Genomic DNA, 19870 nt, shown 5'->3' on the forward strand with positions numbered 1-19870 from the left:
GGGTGAACGGTTTCTTCAAGATAACAACACCAGATGGTCGTCGCCCACCTGCTGGTAACGTCGCACCGGCGGCTGGTAACCCAGTGGGCGCAGCGGGCTATGCAGTTCATCCGCCAGCAGTGAGCGGTATACTCGCCTTTGCGGGTCAGGTACCGGCACGGCAGCCAGCAGGCGTCGGGTATACGGATGTTGGGGGTTGTTGAATACCGCCTGACGCGGGCCAATCTCCACAATTTCTCCTTGATACATCACCGCCACACGATGGCTGATGCGCTCCACCACCGCCATATCGTGAGAAATGAACAGATAGGCCAGCCCCAGTTGTTGCTGCAAATCGAGCAACAGATTGACGATTTGCGCTTTGACCGTCATGTCCAGCGCCGACACCGCCTCATCGGCGATGATCAATTGCGGATTGAGCGCCAGCGCCCGTGCAATACACAGCCGTTGGCGCTGCCCGCCAGAGAACTGGTGCGGATAGCGCTCCGCCATGTCGGCCTGTAACCCGACCCTCTCCAGCAATTCCGCGACTTTCTGCGGTGCCTGCCGGGCGGATGCCAGACCGTGACTGACCATAGGTTCGGCAATCGCGCGCCCGATGGTCATCCGTGGGTTGAGGCTGTCATACGGGTCCTGAAAAATCATCTGTGCCCGCATCCGTAACCCGGCTAGCGCCGACTTATCGGCGCTCAACATGTTTTCACCGCACAGCGATACCGTACCGCCATTCGGTTCCAGCAATCGCAAGATAGCGCGCCCGGTGGTGGATTTGCCACAGCCGGACTCGCCCACCAGCGACAGCGTTTCCCCTGCTTGCAGGCTAAAAGACACGTTTTCGACTGCGTGTACCCGGCCGGTTACCCGCCGCAGCCACCCGCTTTTCACCTCAAAACGCTTGACCAGATCACGCACCGCCAGCACCGGTGTGCCCGCAATTACCGTGTCTTGCAGCGGCTCGCCCGCGCCCGGTTGCCCGAATAACGCGAAGCGTTGCGGCAATGGGCTGTTTGCCATGTCACCCAGTCGCGGTACGGCGGAAAATAACGTTTTGCTGTAAGGATGCTGCGGTGCCTGAAATAGCTGACGGGTATCAGCCATTTCCACCCCTTCACCGCGATACATCACGATGGTGCGATCAGCGACCTCCGCCACCACCCCCATATCGTGGGTGATGAACAGGATCGACATGCCCTCTTCGTCCTGCAACGTCTGGATCAATGACAGAATTTGCGCCTGAATGGTGACATCCAGCGCCGTCGTCGGCTCATCGACAATCAACAATGTCGGGTTGCAGGCCAGCGCGATGGCGATCACCACCCGCTGCCGCATACCGCCGGAAAAGCTCAGGGGATACTCATTCAGCCGGGCCTGTGCCGCGGGAATACGCACTTTTTCCAACAGACGTACCGCTTCTGCCCGGGCACTGGTGTGATCCATCCCCCGGTGACGTTGCAGCACTTCCATTATCTGGGTGCCGATTTTCAGTACCGGATTGAGGCTGGTCATCGGCTCCTGAAACACCATGCCGATGCGGTTGCCGCGAATGTGCTGCATCTCACGGGGGGGCAACGCCAGTAAATCGCGCCCCTCGAACAGCACCCGCCCACGGGTTTGCACCTGTGGTCCTGCCAGCAAACGCATGATGGACAGCGCGGTGACACTTTTGCCAGAGCCGGATTCCCCCACCAGCGCCACGGTTTCCCGCTCGCCAATCTCAAACGACAAATCCTGCACCACCTTCAGCCACTCACCGTTCACCCGAAAAGCGGTATTCAGTTGTTCAACGCGCAGTACCGGCTGATTCACCCCTCACTCCTCCTGTCTGGTATTGAGCGCATCACGCAAGGCGTCGCCTATCAGATTGATGGCCACAATCAGCAACAACAGCATCACGCCGGGAAACAGGCTGATCCAGTAATCACCGGACAGCAGATAGTCAAAACCGTTGGCTATCAATAACCCCAGCGACGGTTCGGTAATCGGCAGGCCGATGCCGAGAAACGACAGCGTCGCTTCCAGCATGATGGCGTAAGCAATACGCATCGTGGCGACCACGATCAGCGGTGGCAGGCAGTTGGGCAGCACATGGCGAAACAGAATCCGCGGGGTGGAAAAGGCCATGCCACGCGCTGCATCCACATAGTTACGGCGATTTTCCAGTAGCGCAGAGGCACGAAGAGTACGGGCGTAATAGGCCCACTGGGTGATCACCAGCGCCAGAATAATTTTATCCACCCCCTGGCCGAGCACCGCCAACAGGATCAGGGCTATCAGTATCGGTGGGAAGCTAAGCTGGATATCAACGATACGCATCAACAACGCATCGGTTTTGCCCCCCAGCCAGGCGCTCAACAGACCGGCGACCATACCGATACACAACGCCACCAGTGCACTGCTGACGCCCACTATCAGGCTGGTGCGGGTGCCATAGAGAATGGCGCTGAGTAAATCACGCCCCTGATCGTCGCTGCCAAGCCAATACGTCAACCCGCTCATACCACTGGAACCCGGCGGCAGGCGGTTATCCATGATCATCAACTGGGATAAATCATACGGATTCTGCGGCGCAATCCACGGGGCGAGCAGCGCCAGCGTCACAATCAACACCAGCATAAACAGCCCCAACCGCGCCAGCCGGTCTTGCCACAGCATCAATAGCACGTGGCTCAGTGCCGAGCGTGATACCGGCAGGGTGGACGGCGTATGCACTGAACGTTGTTGTGGCATACTCATTGCCCACCCCCTAAGCGGATACGCGGATCCACCACCGCGTACAGCACATCCACCAGCAGGTTGATCAGGCTAAACATCACCACCGTCATCATCAGGTAAGCCAGAATGACCGGGCGATCCAACACGGCGATGGCGTCGATAATCAGCTTGCCCATCCCCGGCCAGGCGTAAATCGTTTCGGTCACGACCGCAAAGGCAATCAACGACCCCAATTCCAGACCAATTACCGTAATCAGCGGTATCAGCGTATTTTTCAGCACATGCACAAACAGGATGCGGCTTTCTGACAGCCCTTTAGCGCGGGCAAAACGCACATAATCCTGTTGCAGGCATTCCCGCACGCCTGCGCGGGTCAGGCGAATAATCAGTGAAATCTTGAATAGCGCCAGATTCAGCGCTGGCAACAGCAGATGTTGCCAGCCATCCAGCGTCAGCAGACTCAGGGGAACGCCTGCTACTGTTACCGTCTCCCCCCGTCCTGACGACGGCAGCCAGCCCAGCTTCACGCTGAACAGCATGATCATCATCATGCCGATCCAAAATGTTGGCAGGCTAAACCCCAGAATGGAAACCGTCATCACCGATTTTGCCGCCAGACTGTCCGGCCGCAGACCGGCGAATACCCCCAATGGAATACCCACCAGCAGCGACAGCAAAAACGCCACCAGCGCCAGCTCCAGCGTGGCGGGCATCCGTTGCAAAATCAGGTGTAATGCGGGTTGGTTAAAAATAAAGGAGTTACCCAAATCGCCCTGCAAGGCATGGGTAACAAACAGCAGGTACTGCTGCCACAGGGTTTTATCCAGTCCGAAGGCACGGATCACCGCATCGCGCTCGGCGGGTGTCGCATTGCTGCCCAGCAGCAAATCCACCGGGTTGCCAACCAGATACACACCAGCGAACACCAACACTGACATGACCGCCAGCGTTATCAGGGTTTGCAAAAAACGGCTGAGTAAAAAGCGGGCCATGACAAGTCCTTGTGGTTAGCAGTGACGATTACACAGGAAGCTACCGGGTATCCGCCCGGCCATAACGACTGAGCACTCGCACCAGCAACGACAAAAAGCCGGGTTCATCTACCGACTGCATGACCTGCGCATTGGGTGCCTGCGGCAGCTTGCCATAAAAATCCACCCAGGTGTGTCCGGCGGTTTCACCGGAAACCGTCACCCCAACCCGAGCGTCACGACCGGCGAACAGTGACGGTTGCAGTAACCATGCCACCGTCGTCGCATCATGTACCGGGCCGCCTTCGCGCCCGAAGCGCGCCACATCACTGCGGTCAAACGCTTCCAGCAGACGCGCGATAGCCTGACCCGGTAACCCGGCATCACGTTGCAATTGGGCGATTTCCTGCTGGGTGATCAGCGCCTGAAAGGTCATATCCAACGGCATAATAACCAACGGTATACCACTACTAAATACCCGGCTGGCGGCGTGGGGATCGGCATACACATTGAATTCAGCCCACGGCATGCGATGACCGAGTACGCTAAACGCACAGCTCATGGTCACCACCTGGCGGATACCCCGCGCCACATCCGGATGTTGGATCAACGCCAGCGCCAGATTGGTCATCGGCCCGATGGCGCAAAAGGTGATCGGGTTGTGTTCCTGTGCCGCCTGACGCGCAGTACGCACGATAAACTCTACCGCGTGTTCTTGCATCATGACCTGACACTCGCTCCTCGGCACCAGCGCATCGTTGAACGCGCCGATATGAACATACTTGCCATAACGCTGTGGGCCAACCAGCGGCTTTTCCGCGCCGGCGAAGACCGGCACGTCGACACGGCCAGACAACGCCACGATCCGCCGGGCGTTCACCAGCGCATGTTGCAATGCCACATTGCCAGCCACTACGGTAATACCCAGGACTTCCAGCTCCGGCGAGGCCAACGCCAGCCATAACGCAATCGCGTCATCGACGCCGGGGTCGGTATCAATGATGATTCGCTGACGTGTCATCGTGCGGTTCCATGAGCTGAAGGCATGTTATCGGTTGAAAGTCTGTTATTGATTGAAGATACATCATACGTTGCAGACGTGTCATACGCTGAAAACAACTGGCAGAACAAGCGGATGACCTCGTCAACCTCCACGCCTGTCACCACGTCAACATTCGGTGTCAGGCCAGATTTACCGTAAAGATCCATCACGCTCTGCCCCATGCACAGTTCGCTCTGATGCTCCACCAGTATTCGCGCCCGTTCAGTCCGAAACAGCTCGGGGCGCAGTAACCAGGCAATCACCAGTGGGTCATGCAACGGTCCGCCACGAGAGCCGTAACGTTTGATGTCATTACGATCCCAGAAGGCCATCAGTTGACTCAGCGGGGCGCGTAATCGCCCGGCATGGGCAACCAGTTCATGAACGCGTTCCGGCGTCAGGATCACCTGATGGGTGGCATCCAGTGGTAACAGCGTCATCGGTACACCTTGAGAAAAAACGATGTGTGCCGCGTGTGGGTCAGCCAACAGGTTAAATTCCGACGTCATGGTACGGTTACCCAACTCACGGCAGGCACCACCCATCGAGACAATCCGTTCAATACCTGCGGCGATATCGGGCGCGATGCTGAACGCGCTGGCCAGATTCGTCATCGGCCCCAGCGAACACAGCGTGATTGGTTCACCACACTGCGCCGCCGCACGGCAACGGGCGATGAGAAAGTTAACCGCATGCTGCGGTTCCTCGGCTTTACGCGGCGCGGGAAAATCACTGTCACCCAGCCCATGCGGACCATGAAACTGGCCGTGGATAGGTTCACGTAACAGCGGCTGCCAGCAACCGGCAAACACCGGAATATCGGTACGCCCGCCCAGTTCAACTATCTGCAACGCATTGCGTAGTGTGTTGGGTAATGGCTGATTGCCATTCACAACGGTAATGCCCTGAATCGCCAGTTGTGGAGCGGCGAATGCGCTCAGTAGTGCCAGCGCATCGTCAATACCGGGATCACAATCGATAATAACGGGAATGGACCTCACAATGCGCCCACCTCTTTTAACACGCTGGCTATCTCATCGCGGGCGTGATGCGTTAACGGCTGTTGCGGCGCAATCGGATTGCCAACGGCAAAACCTTGCATTTCCAGCGCCGCCTTGATACAGGCGGCCACGGAGTATTTGGCAAAAATTTCGTTTACCCGCCACAACGGACGTTGCAATTCCATCGCCCGCGACCAGTCACCTTGTTTAGCCGCGTCATACAAGGCCAGGCTTTGTCGCGGAACGATACAGGCCGGCCCCGCCATCCAGCCAACACCACCAATCAGCATCACACAAGCGGGAATATGGGCTGAGGCGGAGAACACCTGCATGCGACCACCGGTGCGCTCAATGATCGATAACAACCGGCCAGTATTGGTGGAGGCATCCTTAATGTAGCGAATGTTATCCACATGGCTTAAGCGCTCAATCACGGGAAGGCTCAGATCGGTGCGTTGAAATTGTGGGTTGGTGTACAACACCACCGGCGTGGGATGCGCGGCGGCGGCAATAGCACGGAAGTAACTCTCTACCCCGACATCGGTCAGCGGGAAATAGGCTTCCAGTATTGCCAGAATACCGTCAACGCCCAGCCCCAGGTAGGTACGCGTCTGCGCGACCGCATCCTGAATCGTTGTCGCCGCCACACCGGCTATCACCGGCACCCGGCCGCGCGTGGCGTCCATCACGGTACTCACAACATCAACGCGTTGCTTTTCCGTCAGATACGCGAACTCACCGGTGCTGCCAAGCGGCGTCAGACCGTGTACACCACTACTGATAAGGTGTTCGACCAGTTCAGCGAGGACGATGCGGTCCACCTCGCCATTCGCTTTTATCGGTGAAACCAGATAGGGAAATACGCCGAAGAATCCGCTCATGGAGTGATCCTGAAGGTTGCAGGCTGGGTGTCCCGCCACTGAATGCAGCGGGACACGGCCTGATGGGAGAACCCTGGTGTTAACGTAAAAATCGCACTACCCCGTCATACTTCGAGTTGCAGGTGCGTTGGCTGCCCTCACTCACCCCAGTCACTTACTTATGTAAGCTCCTGGGGATTCACTCGGTTGCCGCGTTACAAGGCTCAAATGAGCCTTGCCCTAAAGGGCCAACGCGCCGCGTTGTTCAACACGCGAACGTGTTGTCCTGCAACCCGAATTATTTGGGGTATACATTTTCTATCCACCACCAGTATCGGGTGAAACACTCACCGTTTACTGCTTGTGAACAAAATAGGGCAATGTGTAGCCGTCTGTGCGGCCCACGTAGCTATAGCCTTTTTTCATTGCCCAGGTATTGGAAAGAAACAGCAGTGGGATCACCCCTTGCTCTTTCATCGCCAATTCGCTTGCCTGCTGCAACAGTGCATCGCGTTGCTGTTCATTCAGCGTGGCGCGTGCCTGACTCAGCAGCTTGTCAAATTCAGGATTGGAATACCGCCCCCGATTCCCTTGCCCGGCATTCGGGCCAAAGGTTTCCAGCAACGGCCCCAACACACCGGAAGCCTCACCGGTTTCGATCGCCGCTCCGCCCATCACCAGGCTGAATTCACGCTGCGCCGCCTTGGCGAAGTAGACGTTGCCGGGCATGGTGACCACCTCGGTCTTGATACCCGCCTGCGTGAACATCTGCCCTAACGCCTGTGCAATTTTGGCGTCGTTGGGGTAACGATCGTTTGAAGCATGGAACGTCAGGGTAAACCCGTTCGGGTAGCCTGCCGCCGCCAGTTTTTGTTTTGCCTGTTTCAGGTCATAAACCGGTGCGGGTATGTGGGCGGAATAACCCGGATACCCTTTCGGCACCAACTGTGACGACGCCAGCCCCTGACCGTCGAGAATGCGCTCTACCAATGCGTCACGGTTGATAGCCAGCGACATCGCCTGACGTACTGCCACGTTTCGCAGCGGGTTTTTACCGTCATCGCCTTTAGCGAACGGCGATACCTCCCTGTCCTGATCCGGATGCAAATACAAAATACGGTTACCCGGTACCGACTCGGTCACAAACGCCTGTTGACGGGCAATCGTGGCGCGATCCGCCGTTGGTACGCTTTCTATCATGTCCACATCACCGGAGAGCAACGCGGCGATACGGGCACTGCTGTTTTTGATGACGCGCAGCGTAACGGTGTCCCACTCGGCTTTGCCACCCCAGTAATGATCGTTTCGGCTCAACACCACCTTGTCATCCGGGGTATAGGAGACAAATTTGAACGGGCCGGTACCAATCACGTCTTTACCGCTGTTCAATACCTCTGTCGGCTGGTCAGCCAGACGGGCCGGTAGAATAGCGATACGGCTTAAATTGTTAAGCAACAGCGCCGCCGGGCCTTTGGTTTTGATTTCTACCGTCAGCGGATTGATTTCACGGATCTCGCTGATATCCGCCACGTAAGGCGTATAGGCGCTGGGGCTATTTTTCGCCGCTAACGCGACGCGTTTCACACTGGCAACCACATCCCGGGCGCTAAAATCGGTGCCATCATGAAATTTGACGTTAGGTCGCAGTGCAAACTGCCAGGTGGTATCGTCAATGGCTTTCCACGATAGCGCCAGAGCAGGAACAATCTGTTGTTTTTCGTTTTGGTTAACCAGCCCATCAAATAGATTACGGGCCATGGCGCTGTTCGCACCGCCGACATAAAACTGCGGATCCATCGAGGTCGTGGATGACGCCAGTCCAATCGTCAAATCTGCTGCCTGCGCGATGGGCATCAGCGTCATCAAACCGGCAGCAAACAACATTCCTTTCATGGTTACTCCTTTAGATTCAGATCCATCTCGCATTCGTATTTATCACGTTTTGCTCAAACTTATGACAAACTGTAACCTTGTAGATGGAGTCTACGTGTTGATTAAAATAATTAAAAATCGCATTTTGTACCGAATACATAAATAAACATTATGATTGGTAACATCTATGAGCCGTATCAACTTAAGGCAGGTTGAAGCATTCCATAAAGTGATTTTGACGGGTGGCATCACACAAGCCGCCAACATCATGAATATTACCCAACCGGCGGTCAGCCGCCTGATCAAGGATTTTGAATACGCGGTTAAACTAAAACTGTTTGACAGGGATGGCCGGGGGTTGGAGCCCCGAGAAGAGGCGCTTAAGCTTTTCCGTGAAATAGAACGGCTCTATCTGGGACTGGACCACATTCTGCGGGTGGCGGACGATATCCGGCACGCCAAAGGCAGTGTCCTGCGCATCGGTGCGGTGTCCGCGCTTGCCAATCTGTGTACCGAACGTATTTTCCCTTCGATGCTGAAAAAATACCCGGACGTGGCGCTGTCGATGGACGTGGAAAGTACATTATCGATCACCGAAATGGTGCTCAGTAATCAATACGACATTGGCTTTATTAACAGTACACCGGCCATCAAAGGGTTGCAGGCTGAACTGCTGGGCGTTGCGCAGGCGGTTGCCGTTGTCGCCCCCGGCCACCCACTGGCGGAACGTACCGGCATTATTCTGGACGACCTGAACTACCACCGTTCGATACTGCCGGGGCGCAAAACCGTGTTACGAGAGCAACTGGCGCAGGCTATCACCGCGCAAGATATCGTATTGCAAAGCCCAATTGAAACCTCGCTGCGCCACTGTTGTGTCATGGCAGGCACCGGGTTGGGGGTCGGCATTGTCGATGCCATTACCGCCCGCACCAGCGAAGCCAGGCTTTTGATCAAACCGTTTGAACCCAAAATCGACGTTGCCTATATGGCGATTTTCCCGCCCCAGCATGCCCGCAGCATGCTGGTTGAGGAGGTCGTTGGCGCTATCCGCACCTTGATCAACGAGAGCGCATAAGCCATGTCGCCCCTATAGCGGTTGTCATCATAGCGCCATCTGTACGCGGCACGATGTGACCAGCCGTCACTCGATGAACCACCTGGCAACGACTTATCTTGAAACGATTTATCTTGATAACGGATAGCCGTGAAAACGCTCGCCTTGCGACAATGGCACTGTCACCCATACCTCGACAGCCTCCTTTGATGGAATCGCGCTATGACACACAACGTTATTATACGCAAAAAGTACCTTATCGGTTTGATCGTTACGTTATTGTTGGTCGCCCTGCTGCTCTATTTCTGGCAACCTTTCGCCCGGCGCGGTAACGGTAATGCCTTGTGGCAGTTCGTCAGCCAACAGTGCGTTCCCAACCAGCAGAACAACCACTCGCCCGCCCCCTGTCTGGATGTCAATCTGCAAGGTCATTACGCCCTGTTCAAAGACCGGCGCGGCCCGTATCACAATCTGCTGATCCCAACCGACCGTATCAGCGGTATTGAAAGCCCGTTGCTGTTGCAACCCGGCACACCCGCCTATTTTGCCGCCGCCTGGAGTTACCGCGACAGACTATCGAGCCAGATGGGTAAACCGATCAGCGACGATAAGCTGGGACTGGCGATCAATTCGCTGTATGGCCGCACACAAGGCCAGTTGCATATTCATATTTCCTGCCTGAAACCCGAGGTCTACCAAACGCTGCGTGCCCAAAATGCACACATCGGCTACGACTGGGTCGACCTTGGTCAGCCACTGCTGGAGCACGACTATCTGGCTATCAGGCTCAACGGCAGCGACCTGACGCGTTCCGACCCGTTCAAGCTGCTCAATCAATATGTACAGGCTCGCGGGGACAACATGGAAAATTACGGTCTGACACTCACCGCCAACGCGCGGGGCGAACTGATCCTGCTGGCAGTGCGGCGTGATTTCATCGGTATGTTCAATCGTGGTTCCGCAGAAGAAATTCTGGATGTGAGCTGCGCGCTGGCGCAGTAACCGCCTTGGGTATGCAGCAGTGCTGCTGACGCGCAACACGATGTTGGTCATAAACACGATGCTGAACATACTGTCGACATCGTGTGCCATGTGCAAGGCTATCGTCCTGCGTTAATGGCTCCGCGACTCATAGCGGTTAACCTGTTATAAGTTATGCCTTTTTGTTTATTGCGCTCTCCCTGCTCGCCAGCCCAAGCTGCCCGGAATATACCCATATCCGCCGAGCGAGACGCCCATGCATCTGGATTTACGACAACTACGCAACTTTTTGGCGCTGGTGGAACACCGCAGTTTTGTGCAGGCAGCAGAAGCGGTTTGCCTGTCACAATCCGCATTCAGCCGCAGCATTCAGACTCTAGAACATACCCTTGGTCACCCACTGGTGGATCGGCACAGTAAGCAGTTTGCCCTCACCTGGCAGGGCAAAAAGCTGCTGCCGTTCGCTCTGCGCATGCAGAATTTGTCATGGGAACTGATTCAGGACATGCAACAGCTCGGTGAAGATGATGCCGGAGAGCTGACCTTTGGCTGCGGCCCGGCACCCGCCGCGGCATTAATCCCGCAGGCGATATCCGCTTTCCACCTATTACGCCCACGGACGCGTATCACCTACTGCATCGATAACTGGCACGCACTGCACCAGCGGCTACAAACTGAAGAGTGGCCATTTTTTGTAGCCGACACCTGGCAAGCTGAGCTCGACCCACAGTTACGGGTGCAGCCGCTCAACCCGCGCCGCTGCTTTTTCATTTGCCATCGCGACCATCCGCTGGCACAACAGACACGAGTCACCCCCGACGACCTGCTGCGCTTCCCTCTCGCTTCACCGTATTTACCGGTCGGCATGCGCAAGGTACTCGCCGCACTCACCGGCCAGCCAGACTATCGGCCGCAGATTCAATGCGACCATATCTATTCGGTATTCAGCGTGCTGCGCCACACGCAAGCGATCAGCTTTTCCAGCGAGGACGGATTTGCGCTCGGCCGCGACAGTCATCAGTTAGTGGAGATCATCCTCGCAGAGCAACCGCCAGAATGGGCGCAGATGCAGACCCGGTTCGGGATTATCTCCAGCCTGCAAAAAACGCTGCCTCCCCTGGCGCAACTGATGCTCGACACCATTCTGGAACAGGACCGGCTACGCTCGCCCTCCACCGTATGATGCGCTACTGCGGTTTACCGCTGGCATCATACGCTGGCCACTGCGGCTCCAGCTTAAGATCGGACAATGCCTGATCGACGATGCGGCTATCCAGCCATTCATCCACCGAGAAAGTGGAGCGAATTAACCCGGCGGCGTGGGCGCGCTGCACGCTATCTTGCAGGTTACTGCGCAGGAATGGGTCAAGACGTGGAGAGCTTTGCAGGTTAAGCGAGTCCGGGCGAAACTGTTCCTCAAATAAAGGCGCCGGAATCTGGCTTTGCTCCGCCATCAGTTTGATATAGTCCGCCAGATGTGCCGGGTCGCTGACCCACTGGGCTTCCTGCACCAGAATCGCCACCAACTGCCGGGTGACATGCGGATAGCGCTGGATAAAATCCTGCGTCGCCAACACCACCGCCTGCGTGGTATTGGCCCAACCCAGATCGCGGCTGGAAGTAATGATGCGAATCCCCTGTGGGCGCAACGCCAGCAGCGACACACCGCCCCATACCGCATCGACGCGTCGGGCTGCCAGTGCCGCTTTACCCGCGGTCCAGTCAAGGTTGATAACCCGGATATCCCGCTCGTTCAGCCCGGCACTTTTCAACGCCCGTTCAAACGATAACTGGTCGGCGGTGCCTTTGTAGACCGCTACCCGCTTGCCGCGCAGGTCCTCAATACGTGCAATACCAGACTCCGGCGTTGCCGCCAGATACGAACTGGAGCCACGCGACCCCAAGAGCACCCGAGTAGGAAGGCCGCCGGAGCGGCCGATGATCGCCGCCAGATCGCCGAGGTACGCCACATCCAACTGCTGGTTTGCCAGTGCTTCGTTCACTGCCGGCCCCGCGCCTTTAAAAAACGACCAGCGCACTTTGATGCCTTGCGGCTCAAACGCCTGTTCCAGGCTGTGGCGAATATAGGCCAGCCCCAGCGGCCCGCCAATAAACGGTTTGCTGCCTGCGCTCTGATCCGGCAACCCGATGCGAATTTCCGCCGGTTTGTCCTCCTGCGCTCGTGCTGAATTCCCTAGCGCCGCGACCGTCAACAGTGCCAGCCCCACGCTTTTAAACAGGCCACCCCAGCCACGATAACGATGGCGATCTCGTTGTTGTTGCATGTTTTCTCCACTCATTGCAGGCATTTTCAATGGCGAAAAACTAGCGAACGCGACCACTGCACCGTAAATAACATTTCCATGATTTCTCAGCAAAAAAAAGCATAAATCAGCACTGATGCCGGATAGCAGGTCATATGCATTTCTTGCACGTGCGCTATCGGTTTATTGCATTGGCGTACCGTAAGAAAATCAGGTTTTTATACCCTATCGATTCATTTTGGCTAAGTTTGCAAAGAAAAATGAATAAGTCTTTGGTCATGCATAAACGCTGGATAGTGAAAAGCCCACAGCCAACACCCCCACGTGTTGCGTATCGTACTCAGCGCATCATCGCGCCGTTGCTGCTACCGCTGAGCGTATTATTACTGTGGACCCTCAGCAGCCAGCAGGGATGGATGCCGCTACAAATCCTGCCCGCCCCCTCACAGGTCGTGGCCACTGCCGTCACCCTGTTGCAGGGCGATCTGCTCAGTCAGTTAGTGATCAGCCTGCACCGCCTGATCAACGGGCTCACCGTCGGTGTACTGGCCGGCACAGTGCTGGGCGCGCTGATGGGTGCATCAGTCCGAGCAGAGCGGCTACTTTATCCCACTGTCTACGCGCTAGCCCAAATCCCCACGCTCGGATGGATCCCACTGTTTATGGTGCTATTCGGCATTGATGATGGCCTCAAGCTGGCCGTGCTGATCAAAGCGGTGATCGTGCCGGTCACGCTGCACAGCCAGCGTGGCGTGCGCGATGTTCCGCCAGCATTACTCGACGTGGCTTGCACCCTGCGCCTGCCACACCTTACCCGTCTGACCCGGCTGATTTTGCCCGCCGCGTTGCCAGTGTGGTTTACCGGTCTGCGGCTGGCGTTGTCACAAGCCTGGGTATCGTTGATTGTGGTGGAGTTGCTCGCCTCGTCACAAGGCATCGGCTATCTGATGGTCTGGGGACGTCAGCTATTCCAACTGGATATTGTCTTAGTGTGTATCGCTGTCATCGGGCTAACCGGCTTATTGATGGAATGGGGCATCAACCAGTTGGACCACCGGCTGATCACCTGGCCACATCCACCGATCGGTAGGTTACATGCCGCACCTGTCGGTCAGGCCATTGGGTTGGTGGTACCGCTGTTATTGTTGGCACTATGGCAACTGGCCAGTCATCACGGCTGGGTCGACACACTACTGCTGCCACCGCCCGGCGAAGTCCTGCGCGCTATCTGGCATGGGGTGAGCGATGGCTCATTACCCGATGCCATGCGCCACAGCCTGTGGCGGGCACTCGCAGGCGGTATCATCGGCATAAGCGCCGGTCTGCTAGCCGGGCTGACGCTAGGCCTGAGTGAACGTGCCGAGGCGCTGTTTACCCCAACGTTGACGTGGTTGCGTCAGGTGGCGCTGTTCGCCTGGCTGCCACTGATTACCGCCTGGGTCGGCAACGACGACGGCGGCAAGGTCACCTTCATCGCGCTGGTGGCATTCTTTCCAATGTTGGTTGCCACTCATCGCGGCGTGCGCCAGCGCTCTCTGGCCTTGCAGGAAGTAGCACAAGTACTGCGCTTGCCGTGGCTCCATCGCCTGCGTGTCCTGATCCTACCCGGCGCGGCACCCGCGCTGTTCACGGGACTACGGCTGGCGATGATCTACGCCTGGCTCGGCACCATCGGCGCGGAATATTTCATGTCGTCCGGCGCTGGCATCGGCAGCCTGATGATCAACGCCCAGCAACTGTTAGACATGCCGATCATTCTCAGTGGCATGTTACTGATTGGCGTCACCGGCGTATTGATCGACTACCTCGGTCAGCAGTTGGAACAGCGCACGACCCGCTGGCGCACCCCAGGAGCCTCTCTATGACATCATCGTTCCCCCAACCGGTGGTCGCCTTCGACCACCTGAAAAAACAGTTTCGCGTCGGCGGCAGCCCGCTGACGGTCATCGATGACTTCTCGTTGGCAATTTATCCCGGTGAATTGGTGGCGATTGTCGGCAGCAGTGGCTGCGGTAAATCCACGCTCCTGCGGCTGTTGGTCGGGCTGGATGATGACTATCAGGGCCGCATTCTGGTGGACGGCACACCGATTAACGGTATCGGAGGCGAACGTGGCATCGTGTTTCAGGAAGCGCGATTATTTCCATGGCTGACGGTACGCCAGAACATTGAATTGGGGCTGGCGAGTGAAAAGATCGGTCGGGCCGAACTTACCCGTCGGGTCGACCATTTCATCCGGCTGGTGCATTTGGACGATTTTGCCGACGTCCTGCCTGCCCAGCTATCCGGTGGCATGGCACAGCGGGTGGCGATCGCCCGCGGGCTGGTGGGTAACCCGCGCATTCTGATGCTCGACGAGCCGTTCGGCGCGCTGGACGCGCTAACCCGGCAACAGATGCAGCAGGAACTAAGACGGATTCATCAGCAGGAAGGCACCACGACTCTGCTGGTCACTCATGACGTCGAAGAAGCCGTCTATCTGGCTGACCGGGTGGTGGTGCTGGCACCACGCCCCGGTCGCCTGAAACAGATAGCCACAGTGACATTGCCGCATCCGCGACAACGCGACAGCCAGGCTTTTCACCAGCAGTGCAGCGAACTGCTCGCGCTACTGACACACTGCGATGCGTCGGCCTTGCCCGACGCCACCCTCATCACTGACTAATATGGAGTAGCACATGGGACACCCTTCCGTTTACCCGACCGGTACCACGATATATCACCCAGACAAAGCCTGGGGTGGTTATACCGTCTTTCAGGCGCTGGAGACCGGTGCAGTCTTAATCGATATGAACGGGGCGGCGCTGCGTCTGTGGGAAGGCTTGCACGGCTTTCCCAACAAGATTCTGCCGGGTGGTTATATCCTCGGTCACAGCGGCCAGCGCGATGCTCGCTATGGCATGCAGGATATGGTGGACCTGGTGCAACTGGATTGGGACGGCAACCGAGTCTGGCAGTTTAACCGCTATGAACACATCAGCGACCCGGCGCTACCACCGGAATGGATGGCGCGTGCCCATCACGACTATCAACGCAGCGGCAACCCGGTAGGCTACTACGCACCGGGGCTGGAGCCGCAAGCACTCGGCGGCAATACGCTGATTCTGGCACACCAAAACCTGCACAACCCGAAAATCAGCGACAAGTTGCTGCTCGACGACACCATTATTGAAGTGGACTGGCAGGGCAACATCTTGTGGGAATGGCGTTGCAGCGACCATTTCGACGAGCTGGGTTTTGACGACGCCGCCAAAACCGCGCTGTACCGCAACCCCAACATGCGCAGTAGCGGCGGCGGCATGGGCGACTGGATGCACATCAACTCCATGTCCACCCTTGGTCCCAACAAATGGTTCGATCAGGGCGATGCCCGCTTCCATCCAGACAACATCATCTGGGATGCGCGCGAATCCAATATCATCGCCATCATCGACAAACAAAGTGGTGAAATTGTGTGGCGACTCGGCCCGGACTACAGCACACCAGAGCTGAAACACCTGGGCTGGATAATCGGTCAGCATCACGCACACATGATCCCGGCCGGGTTACCGGGTGCAGGCAATATTCTGGTGTTTGACAACGGTGGCTGGGCCGGTTACGGCGCGCCCAACCCGGCATCCGCCGACGGGGTGAAAAACGCCTGGCGCGACTACTCGCGCGTACTGGAAATCAACCCGGTGACGCTGGATATCGTCTGGCGCTATTCCCCGTACGAAGCCGGTATTCCGCACCCAACCGACGCGTTCCGGTTCTACAGCCCGTATATCAGCAATATCCAACGCCTGCCGAACGGCAACACGTTGATCAACGAAGGCGCCAACGGCCGCCTGTTTGAAGTGACGGCGGACCACGAGATCGTCTGGGAATACATCTCGCCGTTCTGGGGCAAAAGCGTCAACACCAATATGTTGTACCGCGCCTACCGGGTACCGTATGACTGGGTGCCGCAGTTGCCGCGCCCACAGGAAACGCTGGTACAGGCACCGGACAACACCCGTCTGCGTCAGCCCGGCGCCGCGCCAGCCGGTTTCGCCAGCGTCATTGCCGTTAACGATACCCGTCCGTACAAACGCGGCGGCGATGCGCTGTGCGTCGCCACCGACAGTGAAGACCTGAAACGCAGCCCGAAGCTGTTTTCCGTCAACCATCATCGCTTTACTGCCTTATCGCTGGCGCAGGATGACGCGCTGTCGCTGCCCGCCGGTGACCAATTGCTGCTGGTGGGCGCAGAACGCTGTGTGCACTGTAAGAGCCTGTATCGCCAGTTGGAAACGGTCATCGCTGACACCGCGTTCAGCGGGTTACCCAGCTACTATCTGGACGCCGACCATCACCTGACACAGGTCTCACAGCTACAGGTACGCTCGCTGCCCACACTATTGTGGCTGAAAGACGGTCAGGAACAGGCCAGGCTCACTGGTGCGCAAAGCGCAGACACGTTGCGACAGTGGTTAGGTGCCATCCTGCACTAATCGCGCCCACCTCCCGGTGTCATACCGGGAAGTATCCCGCTAGAGGATTGAACGATGAGCGGTGGGATAAGCGCAAAAAAGCATCCGTGACCTGAATGTGGAAGTAATAAATCCCGGCCGGGCATCGCACCTGTTCTCTGCATCAGGCAAAAAACAGACGATGACCAGCCGGGGGAATAAGGGGGCCAGCCCGATAATACCGTTTACGCTATCCGTTTAAGCTATAACTGACTCCCTTCAGTGGCTGGCATAATGCTTTTATACCCCTCATACTTCAAGTTGCAGGTGCGTTGGCTGCGTTACTCGGCCCATTTTATGGGCCTCGCCCCTTCGGGGCCGCTGCCAGCAGCGTTCAAATCGGCTTCGCCAATTTGTCACTCACCCCAGTCACTTACTTGTGTAAGCTCCTGGGGATTCGCTCGATTGCCGCCTTCCCGCAACTCGAATTATTTTGGGTATATAATTAATAAAAACTATTCTGTTTTAGCCGGGCTTGATATTGTCGGTGTCGTTTCTTTTTTCTCATCTGTGGTATTTTTCTTTTTCTCTGCGGTTATTTTATGTTCCGCTGTTTTTTCTTTTTCCGCTTTTTCTGCCGCCGTCTTTTCTTTTTCCTCTGTCGTGACTTTTTTATGCATCACTTTTTTATCGCTATGCTTATTGAGCGATTTATCCGTAGCCGTTTGCTGCGCCGTTAGCGTTTTGTTGTTCGCCTCCTGACTCGCTGTAGCGTCTGCGACGGGTGTGGTTTTCACTTCCGCGCTGGTGGCCGTTCCGGTTACCGGTTTGGCGCTCACTTCAGTGGATGCAGCGTGAGCGTAAGAAGCAGCCAGGATAACGCCTAAAAACAGAGGTTTCATATTCATTATGAATTTCCTTTAACAAGTCATTTGCGATTAACCAGACATAACGTTTTATATTCTGGTTAATAACCGAAGCGTTCAGGTAACCGCCTCGTGAGTGATTAAAGCAAAGCTGGAAATAAAAAGAATATGGAATACTCCTAGAAATTACCTGACTCATCCGACCTGATTATTTTATATTCTCCTCCCCACCAGAATAAATACCGTGTGCTTTGTTTGTTTTATGCGATGCCTGCTCTCACGCAGTGGATAAACCGGCTACCGAACTCAGGGTTATTCATAGCCAATCGATTAGATGCCGACAATATCGTGGATAAGGTAAAAAGATTACCGCCGGTAGGCCAGCCGACGCACCAGCCTGTCGCCCAGCGACTGCACCAGTTGCACCAGCAACACCAGTACGATCACCGTACCCGCCATCACCTGTTGATTAAAACGCTGATAACCGTAGCGGATAGCCAGATCCCCCAGCCCGCCGCCGCCAATCACCCCCGCCATTGACGAAAAACCGATGAGCATCACTACCGTCAACGTTACGCCTGCCAGAATCGACGGCAGCGCTTCCGGCAATAGCGCTTTGGTGATCACATGCCAGACGGTGCCCCCCATCGATTCAATGGCCTCGATCCGGCCGCTATCCACCTCGGCCAGCGCATTTTCCACAATGCGGGCGAAGAACGGAAACGCGCCGACGGCAATGGGTACTACCGCCGCAGTACTGCCCAACGTGGTGCCTACCACCCAGCGGGTAAACGGGATCAGGGCAATCAACAACACGACAAATGGCAGCGAGCGTCCAACGTTGATTACGCTTCCCAGCACCGCGTTGACACGCGGCAGCGGCAGAACACCGGACCGTCGACTGATAAACAGCAACACCCCGGTCGGCAAACCGACCAGCACGGTAAACAACGCCGCCAACCCTACCATATAGAGCGTTTCCAGCGTCGCGTTCAGCATGATCGGGAAAAACTCGTCCCAGCTCAGGCGACTTTGCATAATCCGTTCTCCTCAATGCCATGACGCCGTAGAAACGCGCGCTCAGCGGCTAAATCCGGCAGCAGCGCATGTCGCAAACGGGAAGTCGGATCCGCCAGCAAGGTCCGTAACGCGCCACTTTCCGCCACACGCCCTTGCTCCAGCAACGCGGCATGGTCGCAGATAGCTTTAACCACCTCCAACTCATGGGTAATCAGCACTATCGTCAGGCCCAGTTGTTGGTTGATCTCCGCCAGCAATGCCAGTATTGACGTGGTCGTCTCCGGGTCAAGCGCACTGGTGGCTTCATCACACAGCAGATAACGCGGTCGCGCCGCCAGCGCGCGAGCAATACCGACCCGCTGTTTCTGACCACCGGACAACTGCGATGGATAAGACTGCGCCTTGTCGCTTAACCCCACCAACGCCAACAATTCCGTCACCCGTTCCTCACGCTCGAGCTTGCCAACCCCGGCAATTTCCAGTGGTACTGCCACGTTATCCCGCACAGTGCGGGCATGCAGTAAATTAAAATGCTGGAAAATCATTCCGGTACGCTGGCGTTGCTGGCGTAGTTCACGCGGCGACAGACTGGCGATATCACACTCATCTATCAGAATACGGCCCGAGGTGGGCCGTTCCAGCAGATTGAGACAACGGATCAACGTACTCTTGCCCGCACCACTACGCCCGAGAATGCCGTACACCGCCCCTGAGGGAATCGTCAGCGACACATTCTCCAACGCAGGTTGTGCACAGCCCGGATAGCGTTTTCCCAACCGTTCGATGCGAATCAT

At 56.6% G+C, this 19870-nt stretch carries 17 protein-coding genes; 6 read left to right on the forward strand and 11 right to left on the reverse strand.

Annotation, left to right across the window (positions count from 1 at the left end; all coding sequences use genetic code 11):
• Positions 1–15 precede the first annotated feature (15 nt).
• The 7 genes from FGI04_RS10720 to FGI04_RS10750 all read right to left on the reverse strand — a co-directional run bounded on the left by FGI04_RS10720 (position 16) and on the right by FGI04_RS10750 (position 8479).
• Positions 16–1806: an ABC transporter ATP-binding protein gene (locus FGI04_RS10720; RefSeq protein WP_407321245.1), complete on the reverse strand. Its 1791-nt coding sequence runs from the start codon at positions 1804–1806 to the stop codon at positions 16–18.
• A 3-nt stretch (positions 1807–1809) separates the two neighbouring features.
• Positions 1810–2733: an ABC transporter permease gene (locus FGI04_RS10725; RefSeq protein ID WP_407273647.1), complete on the reverse strand. Its 924-nt coding sequence runs from the start codon at positions 2731–2733 to the stop codon at positions 1810–1812.
• Positions 2730–3704 (reverse strand): ABC transporter permease, encoded by a 975-nt coding sequence (locus FGI04_RS10730; RefSeq protein ID WP_253001088.1) that lies wholly within the window; start codon positions 3702–3704, stop codon positions 2730–2732. The genes FGI04_RS10725 and FGI04_RS10730 overlap by 4 nt, the downstream gene beginning before the upstream one ends.
• 40 nt (positions 3705–3744) lie before the next feature.
• Complete coding sequence (locus tag FGI04_RS10735) at positions 3745–4704, reverse strand: nucleoside hydrolase (protein WP_407340137.1); 960 nt, start codon at positions 4702–4704, stop codon at positions 3745–3747.
• Positions 4701–5726, reverse strand: a complete 1026-nt coding sequence (locus FGI04_RS10740) for a nucleoside hydrolase (RefSeq protein WP_407336704.1) — start codon at positions 5724–5726, stop codon at positions 4701–4703. Before FGI04_RS10740 ends, FGI04_RS10735 begins: the two co-directional genes overlap by 4 nt.
• On the reverse strand, positions 5723–6607 hold the full coding sequence (locus tag FGI04_RS10745; protein WP_342701465.1) for a dihydrodipicolinate synthase family protein: 885 nt from the start codon (positions 6605–6607) through the stop codon (positions 5723–5725). The genes FGI04_RS10740 and FGI04_RS10745 overlap by 4 nt, the downstream gene beginning before the upstream one ends.
• Before the next feature lie 333 nt (positions 6608–6940).
• Positions 6941–8479: an ABC transporter substrate-binding protein gene (locus FGI04_RS10750; protein WP_342701466.1), complete on the reverse strand. Its 1539-nt coding sequence runs from the start codon at positions 8477–8479 to the stop codon at positions 6941–6943.
• A gap of 166 nt (positions 8480–8645) precedes the next feature.
• On the opposite strand from FGI04_RS10750, the gene FGI04_RS10755 reads away from it, so the two are divergent.
• The 3 genes from FGI04_RS10755 to FGI04_RS10765 all read left to right on the forward strand — a co-directional run bounded on the left by FGI04_RS10755 (position 8646) and on the right by FGI04_RS10765 (position 11679).
• Entirely contained in the window at positions 8646–9536 is an 891-nt protein-coding gene (locus tag FGI04_RS10755; RefSeq protein ID WP_407273651.1) for a LysR substrate-binding domain-containing protein, read from the forward strand.
• Positions 9537–9737: 201 nt separating this feature from the next.
• Positions 9738–10517, forward strand: a complete 780-nt coding sequence (locus FGI04_RS10760; RefSeq protein ID WP_407336705.1) for a CDP-diacylglycerol diphosphatase — start codon at positions 9738–9740, stop codon at positions 10515–10517.
• Positions 10518–10752: 235 nt separating this feature from the next.
• Positions 10753–11679: a LysR family transcriptional regulator gene (locus FGI04_RS10765; protein WP_342701469.1), complete on the forward strand. Its 927-nt coding sequence runs from the start codon at positions 10753–10755 to the stop codon at positions 11677–11679.
• A 4-nt stretch (positions 11680–11683) separates the two neighbouring features.
• Here FGI04_RS10765 and FGI04_RS10770 read toward each other — a convergent pair whose 3' ends face one another.
• Positions 11684–12781, reverse strand: coding sequence for an ABC transporter substrate-binding protein (locus FGI04_RS10770; protein WP_342701470.1), 1098 nt, complete (start codon positions 12779–12781; stop codon positions 11684–11686).
• A gap of 239 nt (positions 12782–13020) precedes the next feature.
• Between FGI04_RS10770 and FGI04_RS10775 the strand changes: the two genes are divergently transcribed.
• Genes FGI04_RS10775 through FGI04_RS10785 form a run of 3 tightly spaced genes read left to right on the forward strand, consistent with a single transcriptional unit; the run spans position 13021 to position 17232 of the window.
• Entirely contained in the window at positions 13021–14625 is a 1605-nt protein-coding gene (locus FGI04_RS10775; RefSeq protein WP_496111670.1) for an ABC transporter permease subunit, read from the forward strand.
• A complete protein-coding gene (locus tag FGI04_RS10780) occupies positions 14622–15425 on the forward strand; it encodes an ABC transporter ATP-binding protein (RefSeq protein ID WP_342701471.1) in 804 nt (267 codons plus the stop codon). Before FGI04_RS10775 ends, FGI04_RS10780 begins: the two co-directional genes overlap by 4 nt.
• Positions 15426–15438: 13 nt before the next feature.
• Positions 15439–17232 (forward strand): aryl-sulfate sulfotransferase, encoded by a 1794-nt coding sequence (locus tag FGI04_RS10785; RefSeq protein WP_407336706.1) that lies wholly within the window; start codon positions 15439–15441, stop codon positions 17230–17232.
• A gap of 473 nt (positions 17233–17705) precedes the next feature.
• On the opposite strand, the gene FGI04_RS10790 is transcribed toward FGI04_RS10785, so the two are convergent.
• From FGI04_RS10790 to FGI04_RS10800, 3 genes are all read right to left on the reverse strand, one after another.
• Positions 17706–18098: a hypothetical protein gene (locus FGI04_RS10790; RefSeq protein WP_342701473.1), complete on the reverse strand. Its 393-nt coding sequence runs from the start codon at positions 18096–18098 to the stop codon at positions 17706–17708.
• Between the two features lie 324 nt (positions 18099–18422).
• Positions 18423–19094 (reverse strand): methionine ABC transporter permease, encoded by a 672-nt coding sequence (locus FGI04_RS10795; RefSeq protein ID WP_342701474.1) that lies wholly within the window; start codon positions 19092–19094, stop codon positions 18423–18425.
• Positions 19079–19870, reverse strand: a complete 792-nt coding sequence (locus FGI04_RS10800) for a methionine ABC transporter ATP-binding protein (RefSeq protein WP_342701475.1) — start codon at positions 19868–19870, stop codon at positions 19079–19081. Before FGI04_RS10800 ends, FGI04_RS10795 begins: the two co-directional genes overlap by 16 nt.

The organism is Dickeya ananatis, assembly GCF_019464615.1.
In the GTDB taxonomy this organism is placed as follows: domain Bacteria; phylum Pseudomonadota; class Gammaproteobacteria; order Enterobacterales; family Enterobacteriaceae; genus Dickeya; species Dickeya oryzae.

What these genes read in the sequence shown, in the direction of transcription:
- FGI04_RS10725 (WP_407273647.1), bottom strand. Translation starts at nt 2,733, where the DNA reads ATGAGTATGCCACAACAACGTTCAGTGCATACGCCGTCCACCCTGCCG.
- FGI04_RS10730 (WP_253001088.1), bottom strand. Translation starts at nt 3,704, where the DNA reads ATGGCCCGCTTTTTACTCAGCCGTTTTTTGCAAACCCTGATAACGCTG.
- FGI04_RS10735 (WP_407340137.1), bottom strand. Translation starts at nt 4,704, where the DNA reads ATGACACGTCAGCGAATCATCATTGATACCGACCCCGGCGTCGATGAC.
- FGI04_RS10745 (WP_342701465.1), bottom strand. Translation starts at nt 6,607, where the DNA reads ATGAGCGGATTCTTCGGCGTATTTCCCTATCTGGTTTCACCGATAAAA.
- FGI04_RS10750 (WP_342701466.1), bottom strand. Translation starts at nt 8,479, where the DNA reads ATGAAAGGAATGTTGTTTGCTGCCGGTTTGATGACGCTGATGCCCATC.
- FGI04_RS10755 (WP_407273651.1), top strand. Translation starts at nt 8,646, where the DNA reads ATGAGCCGTATCAACTTAAGGCAGGTTGAAGCATTCCATAAAGTGATT.
- FGI04_RS10760 (WP_407336705.1), top strand. Translation starts at nt 9,738, where the DNA reads ATGACACACAACGTTATTATACGCAAAAAGTACCTTATCGGTTTGATC.
- FGI04_RS10765 (WP_342701469.1), top strand. Translation starts at nt 10,753, where the DNA reads ATGCATCTGGATTTACGACAACTACGCAACTTTTTGGCGCTGGTGGAA.
- FGI04_RS10770 (WP_342701470.1), bottom strand. Translation starts at nt 12,781, where the DNA reads ATGCAACAACAACGAGATCGCCATCGTTATCGTGGCTGGGGTGGCCTG.
- FGI04_RS10775 (WP_496111670.1), top strand. Translation starts at nt 13,021, where the DNA reads ATGAATAAGTCTTTGGTCATGCATAAACGCTGGATAGTGAAAAGCCCA.
- FGI04_RS10780 (WP_342701471.1), top strand. Translation starts at nt 14,622, where the DNA reads ATGACATCATCGTTCCCCCAACCGGTGGTCGCCTTCGACCACCTGAAA.
- FGI04_RS10785 (WP_407336706.1), top strand. Translation starts at nt 15,439, where the DNA reads ATGGGACACCCTTCCGTTTACCCGACCGGTACCACGATATATCACCCA.
- FGI04_RS10790 (WP_342701473.1), bottom strand. Translation starts at nt 18,098, where the DNA reads ATGAATATGAAACCTCTGTTTTTAGGCGTTATCCTGGCTGCTTCTTAC.
- FGI04_RS10795 (WP_342701474.1), bottom strand. Translation starts at nt 19,094, where the DNA reads ATGCAAAGTCGCCTGAGCTGGGACGAGTTTTTCCCGATCATGCTGAAC.
- FGI04_RS10800 (WP_342701475.1), bottom strand. Translation starts at nt 19,870, where the DNA reads ATGATTCGCATCGAACGGTTGGGAAAACGCTATCCGGGCTGTGCACAA.